Source organism: Acinetobacter sp. AR2-3 (assembly GCF_001878775.1).
Lineage (GTDB): Bacteria > Pseudomonadota > Gammaproteobacteria > Pseudomonadales > Moraxellaceae > Acinetobacter > Acinetobacter lwoffii_D.
This window is the reverse complement of sequence record NZ_MJIQ01000102.1, coordinates 1-3,880: the sequence shown is the minus strand read 5'-3', so window position 1 is coordinate 3,880 and position 3,880 is coordinate 1. Positions and strand designations below refer to the sequence as shown.

The following is a 3,880-nucleotide window of genomic DNA, read 5'->3' as shown; positions in this document are numbered from 1 at the left end:
AATGGATGAAGTGGTGGGAGTAAAGTGTGAAAAGAACCAGAATAGGGTGTAGTGTTATGTAGATTAATATATGTAAATAGTGACAGAGAGTTGATTTTTTTTTTTTGTCTCGTGGGCTCGGAGATGTGTATAAGAGAGAGAAAAATTACAATAAAATGATTGGAAAAATACGAGTTGTAATCGAACATATTAACAGTCAATTGAAAAGATTTAGAATACTAAGTGAACGCTATCGAAATAGACGGAAAAGATTCGGTTTACGCATTAACTTAATCGCTGCACTGGTAAACCGGATGAACTTGCAATAACGACTTTCGCAAGAGATCTATTAATCCCATGGTAGAAAAATGCCACTATTTTTTTAGCCCGTTCTAGCCACAAATAAAATTTCATAGCGTATTATCTTACGATTATATTTGATCCCTGAGGAATAAACTGCGCGTCCTTCAAATGACATGAAGGTGAGCGTAGCTGATATCAAGCATCTAGGCAAACGGCAAACTGGGTAGCCACTGATAAAAATTTTAGGATCAGGTTCAGTCTAAATTAATAAGTAAACTCACAGTAAGCAAGGATAATACTTAATATTCCAGAATATTCCTATTTTAACTGTTTAGCTTTGTACCGACAGTTACATCAGCTTTAAAGATTTTTATATTTTAACAGAGTCTGATGAACGGGATGGTTTTTGGGCATCAGTTCAATCAGACGTTCTACAGCATCAATCGCTTCAGGAAAATGTGCCACATGTTTCAGCAAGACATCGGTTTCATTAGCCTTGAAAATGGCATCGCTCAGGCGTGATTCCAGACAATCTCTCCAGGCGCATAGAAATGGACTTTCTGTTTTGGCCAGAAATACGCCGGTACATAATTTCAAGGCTGAATCGATATACCCAGCATCTAAAGATTGCTCTGTCATTAAAAAATCAGCCTCTACATGCGCCAATAAACGATAGGGTCTGGAACCCAGCATACCACCTAATAAATCGCGTAATTGTGACATTTCTGCTTTTAAAGTCCCCATACTGACCTTGCGCTCGCCATATAAGGCTTGATGCAATGTATCTAGACTCAGACCCTGCGGACATAAGGCTAGAATGGTCAGAATTTCAATCTGTCGAGGAGTCAGAACCAGCATCTTGCCATTAAACAGCACTTGAGGTACTGAAAAAGCTCGAATAAACAGGCGCTGCTTCTGGCATTCTAGTAGAGCCGACTGGATGATCGTAGCACAGCGCTCCGCAGCTAGTAGTGCTAAACTGTTATGCTTTGGCCAGGTAGTCGACAGATCAATGACACCTAAGACCTGTTTTGAATAGGGATCAATAATCGGGGCAGCGTAACAAACCCAATCATGAATGGAGGACATGTAATGTTCACTGGAAAAGACACAGCTGGATTGTTGAGTTTTTAAGGATAATGCCAATGCATTGGTTCCGACTAGCTCTTCGCGCCATTGCCCACCTTCAATAAAATGTACACTTTCTGCGGCACTTTGCATTTGTGGGCTAGAAGCTGCCCAAATGATGGTGCTGCCGATATCTCCGACCGCCAGCACCATAGAAGATTGCTCGGCAATATGTTTTAAATCCTGAGCACAATGTTGCAGGGCTTGGGCTAAAGTTGAGGAAGAAGTGGTCTTTTTTAAATCCGTCAGCGGTGCTGCTAAACGATTCTTCGGGATTTCAGCCGAGGATGAACGTTGCCAGGAGCTGGCAATACTCTGTCCCAGCTGTTCTGCATGTAAGGGAGACAAACTGCTGTTTTGCCGAAGCTGATCAGTATTGTGCCTTTTTTCCATCAAATCTTGTTTTGTCATCATTCCTTATTCTCACAACAATTCATGATTTACATCCGCTGTAATCGTTATTTTTTTAAAATGGATGAAAATATCGTGAACATGCTAGCCCCAACCTTTTTCCAACCTTATACCAGTTATATTAATCAAATAAGGTGCAGAAGTACCTTATACCAAAGCTGTAGAAGCGGTTTTGCCATACGAAAATAAGCAAAGGAAATAAATATGCGTTACGTCGATCCTAATCAACCTGATTCAAAAGTTCATTTTAAAGCACAATACGAGAATTTTATTGGCGGCGAATGGGTCGCTCCGGTCAAAGGTGAATACTTTGACAACATCTCTCCGGTAGATGGCAAAGTCTTTACCAAGGTTCCGCGTTCTTCTGTAGAAGACATTGAATTGGCCCTGGATGCAGCGCACAAAGCCAAAGAACAATGGAACAGAGCATCGCCGACCACCCGCTCCAATATTCTGTTGAAAATTGCCGATCGTCTGGAACAAAATCTGGAACTGCTGGCAGTGGCAGAAACCTGGGATAACGGCAAACCGATCCGTGAAACGCTGGCTGCCGATATTCCGCTGGCTATTGACCATTTCCGTTATTTTGCCGGCTGTATTCGTGCGCAGGAAGGCGGCATTTCCGAAATTGATGAAGATACGATTGCTTATCATTTTCATGAGCCATTGGGCGTCGTGGGTCAGATTATCCCGTGGAACTTTCCGATTCTGATGGCTGCCTGGAAACTGGCACCTGCCCTGGCTGCGGGCAACTGCATTGTGTTGAAACCTGCAGAACAGACTCCGGTCAGCATTCTGGTGCTGGCTGAACTGATTCAGGATATTTTGCCACCGGGCGTGTTGAACATCGTCAATGGCTACGGGGTCGAAGTCGGCCGTCCACTGGCGACCAATCCCCGTATTTCCAAGATTGCCTTTACCGGTTCCACCGCAGTGGGTCAGATGATCATGCAATATGCGACTGAAAATATTATTCCGGTGACTCTGGAACTTGGCGGTAAATCACCAAACTTGTTCTTTGCCGACATTATGGATCAGGAAGACGATTATCTGGACAAAGCGCTGGAAGGTTTTGCCATGTTTGCCCTGAACCAGGGTGAAATCTGCACCTGTCCATCGCGTGCGCTGATCCAGGAAAGTATTGCTGACGAATTTCTGGCGCGTGCCGTTGAACGGGTGAAACGGATTAAAACCGGGCATCCGCTGGATACTGACACCATGATTGGCGCGCAAGCCTCACAGGAACAGCAGGACAAGATTCTGGGCTGTATTGCCACTGGTCGTGAAGAAGGCGCACAGATCCTGACTGGTGGTGAAGCACGTCAGGAAGTGGGTCAAGGTTTCTATATTGAGCCGACTATCTTTAAAGGCACCAATGACATGAAGACCTTCCAGGATGAAATCTTCGGGCCTGTATTGGCTGTGACCACCTTTAAAGACTTTGATGATGCGATCAAGATCGCCAATGATACGATTTATGGACTCGGTGCCGGTGTCTGGTCACGCTCAGCGCATACCTCTTACCGTGCAGGCCGTGCTATTCAGGCAGGTCGGGTCTGGACTAACTGTTATCACATCTACCCTGCCCATGCGGCTTTCGGTGGTTATAAAAAATCAGGGATTGGGCGTGAGAATCATAGAATGATGCTGGATCATTATCAGCAGACTAAAAACTTGCTAGTCAGCTATTCGACCAAACCAGCCGGGTTCTTTTAAGAAGTGAAATACATTCAAAGCGAACTTCGGTTCGCTTTGAATGTATGGTAGCTAGCTTTCACAAAATATCAGCAACATCTTCAAGCTGCGGCCAATTCAAATAAAGTTTTTAGTCTAGGACTTACGCACTATTATTTATAGATTTTCTGTGGCAGCAGATGATTCTTATCGAGAATAAATTCATCAATAAAGTTCTTGATAATTGGTCTAAATAATTTCTTCTGCCAACGATATACATTTTCAAAGATCCGCTCAAACTGGTTCTTTTGTATCTCAACATAGGCCATCAAGGCTGAGAAAATATGATTCAAAATCAGCTTAGATCGTCTTACTTGAAACTTTT

Annotated in this window: 2 protein-coding genes and 2 pseudogenes; 2 read left to right on the top strand and 2 right to left on the bottom strand. The window is 43.5% G+C overall.

Annotated features, from left to right (window positions below; translation table 11 throughout):
• Positions 1-131: 131 nt before the first annotated feature.
• A pseudogene (locus BFN00_RS15465) lies at positions 132-308 on the top strand (transposase family protein); the annotation flags it as partial.
• 334 nt (positions 309-642) lie between these two features.
• Here the strand turns inward: BFN00_RS15465 and BFN00_RS15460 are convergent.
• Complete coding sequence (locus BFN00_RS15460; RefSeq protein ID WP_004647792.1) at positions 643-1,824, bottom strand: helix-turn-helix domain-containing protein; 1,182 nt, start codon at positions 1,822-1,824, stop codon at positions 643-645.
• Between the two features lie 201 nt (positions 1,825-2,025).
• On the opposite strand from BFN00_RS15460, the gene exaC reads away from it, so the two are divergent.
• A complete protein-coding gene (exaC, locus tag BFN00_RS15455) occupies positions 2,026-3,537 on the top strand; it encodes an acetaldehyde dehydrogenase ExaC (RefSeq protein ID WP_071852330.1) in 1,512 nt (503 codons plus the stop codon).
• A gap of 131 nt (positions 3,538-3,668) precedes the next feature.
• Here the strand turns inward: exaC and BFN00_RS15450 are convergent.
• Positions 3,669-3,880, bottom strand: a pseudogene (locus BFN00_RS15450) (IS701 family transposase); the annotation flags it as partial.

Coding starts and splice junctions, on each gene's coding strand:
- BFN00_RS15460 (WP_004647792.1), bottom strand. CDS start 1,824: ATGATGACAAAACAAGATTTGATGGAAAAAAGGCACAATACTGATCAG.
- exaC (WP_071852330.1), top strand. CDS start 2,026: ATGCGTTACGTCGATCCTAATCAACCTGATTCAAAAGTTCATTTTAAA.